The 2,257-nt window shown below is 68.2% G+C and carries 4 protein-coding genes; 1 reads left to right on the top strand and 3 read right to left on the bottom strand.

Annotated features, from left to right (window positions below; all coding sequences use genetic code 11):
• Positions 1 to 82 precede the first annotated feature (82 nt).
• Positions 83 to 241, bottom strand: a complete 159-nt coding sequence (locus AB0J67_RS40685; RefSeq protein ID WP_363491107.1) for a hypothetical protein — start codon at positions 239 to 241, stop codon at positions 83 to 85.
• Between the two features lie 192 nt (positions 242 to 433).
• On the opposite strand from AB0J67_RS40685, the gene AB0J67_RS40690 reads away from it, so the two are divergent.
• Positions 434 to 1,279 (top strand): hypothetical protein, encoded by an 846-nt coding sequence (locus tag AB0J67_RS40690; RefSeq protein ID WP_363491109.1) that lies wholly within the window; start codon positions 434 to 436, stop codon positions 1,277 to 1,279.
• Positions 1,280 to 1,450: 171 nt separating this feature from the next.
• Here the strand turns inward: AB0J67_RS40690 and AB0J67_RS40695 are convergent, their stop codons facing one another.
• Complete coding sequence (locus AB0J67_RS40695) at positions 1,451 to 1,621, bottom strand: hypothetical protein (RefSeq protein WP_363491111.1); 171 nt, start codon at positions 1,619 to 1,621, stop codon at positions 1,451 to 1,453.
• 60 nt (positions 1,622 to 1,681) lie between these two features.
• A complete protein-coding gene (locus tag AB0J67_RS40700; RefSeq protein WP_363491113.1) occupies positions 1,682 to 2,050 on the bottom strand; it encodes an HNH endonuclease in 369 nt (122 codons plus the stop codon).
• Positions 2,051 to 2,257: the final 207 nt, after the last annotated feature.

The raw sequence follows: 2,257 nt of genomic DNA on the forward strand, positions 1-2,257 counted from the left end.
CAACCTCGCCAAACGCGCCACCGGCGAAAGCACCCCAACCTGGCGAGACACCTGAACCGGCATCACTCACAAAATTCGTGAATCAGACGCCCTCTGAGGAGTCTGCGATGTTCGGATCACCCGAGATGTACTTCGACTCGCGAAGCTGCATCACCGAGAGCTCATCGACGAGGCGGCCAAGCAGCGGGTGGCCAACCGGCTGCATCGCCATGGCCGTAAGCGCCGCCAGGCGCGCGACCACACCGCCCGATGAGCCGGGGCAGACAGGCCCGGCGCCGCTACGCGGCCCCGGGCCTGTTCGTATCTCCTGACGATGCTCGCGCGGCCCGTGCCACCGGCAGCCGGATCTGGTCCTTGGCCGACTCGATAAAGACCGCCGTGGCATCCGGGTCGCTTGTAGCCTTGCTCCATGCGCCCACGGCCACCGGCTTCGATGTCGATCTCTCTGCCCGACGGCAGGGTCCTGGACATGAGTGTCGAACGGCCCGCCGTCGGCGGGCAGGCCACCGTGACGGTCGTCGAGACGCTCCAGCCGCGGATGTTCGACCGATGCCCCATCTGCGGCGATCCGGCGACATCAGATGAGCACGTACCAGCGCAGAGCCTGCATGGGCGGGTGATGACCCGAACGTGCGAGCCGTGCAACAACGGGCTCGGCAGCCGCGTCGAACCGGCGCTGCTCGACTGGTGCGACAACGCCATCAACCTGTCGAAGCTCAGCGGCGGCAGCGTGCCCGGTCAGCGCCATGCCGGCCGCCTACTGCTGCGCCACCTTCCCGACGGGCAGTTCGTCCTGCTCCAGGACGGCCCCTACGACCCCGCGATCGCAGACATCCTGCGTAGCGGCAACGTCGACCTCAAGGGTTGCCTGCCCAACGATGACCACGTCCGCCTTGCCCTGCTGAAGAACGCCTATCTCGCGGGCTGTCTGAAGTTCGGAATTCAAGAGGGCGGGTACGCCGACGAGACCCGCGCGGACCTGATCGCGGCTCGTGATGCCAAGAACCGCCAGGACATCCCGCCGAGCAGGATCGCGCGAGGACTCATGGTCCGGCGCCTGTCCGGACCAGTGCCGAGCGCCGCTGCCTCCGTCGCGATCGCCATCGCCAACGACCCGACCGGGCCCGTGCCCGGGGTGGTGCTGGCCGGGCGCATCTTCGTGTCGTGGACCTCCGATCTGGGCACAGCAGCTCCCGACCGTGACGCCTGGGAGATCTCCGCTCCGCTTACTGTCGGTCCGGCCGTTGCCGGGACGGTCACCGCCGTCGACACGCCGTAAGAAGCCGTGGACCGACAAGGCTGCGGCGGACCGAGGCGGCGGCATGGTCGCGCTGGCCAGTCCCGGACACCGCCTCGGCACGGGTAGTGTTGCTACCTATGCGGGCGGAAGTGCTCAAGGGTCACCTGGACGGGCTGCTGCTGGCGGTCCTGGAGGACGGGCCGGTGACGGTCACCATCGACAGGGCATGCGGTCGCGGTCCCCTGCCGCGGGGTAGGTGTACGTCGGCACGGTGTCGGTGCCGCCGACGATGAGGCTGTGGCTCGTGGTGGTGGTCCGGTTACCGGTCTTGCCGTACCCGTAACTGGTCCAGTACGCATCCGGGCCGGCGACGCTGCTCACCGATGGAGCGGCCGCGCATCCACCGGCCGACCTGGGTGGTACGGACTTCGTCTTGAACACCTACGTGGCGCGCCACCGGATGTGGCTTGCGTGAACCAGGTCGGAGCCGGGCTGCGGCTCGATCATGCTCTGCCCCGCCATGTTGAGCAGATGCTGACGGCCAGCAGGGCTGCGGGCGATGAACCTGCGCGAGAACATGATGCGCCGGTCACCGCTGGTCCCGAAGACGCCTCGATCGAGAAGTGTGTGGTGCACGGCGCATAGGCAGATGAGGTTGTCGAGCTGGTCGGAGCCGCCGTGGGACCACCAGCGCACGTGTGCGGCCTCCAGACCGACGGGGCGCCCAACGAGCAGGCCGTCGAAGCCGCAGAACGCGCACTGATACTCGTAGGCGTGACACGAGATCGCGCACCTTATGGCTTGCGCCACGCGGAGGGGCGTGGCGCGCTCGCGCCGACAACGCAGACCCGCACCGGTGCTCTGGAGGTGGTGGTGGCGGGCACCGTTGAGCCGATGCCGCACCCCGCGGGGCCAGCCCCTGCTAGGAGCTGTTCGGGGTTCGGATCTCGGTGGGCTTGTTGGTGGGCTGGTGACGGCTGGTAGAACTCGGTGGTGGCGCGTTTCGATGTGACGGAT

This window comes from Catellatospora sp. NPDC049609 (genome assembly GCF_040675365.1).
GTDB lineage: Bacteria > Actinomycetota > Actinomycetes > Mycobacteriales > Micromonosporaceae > Catellatospora.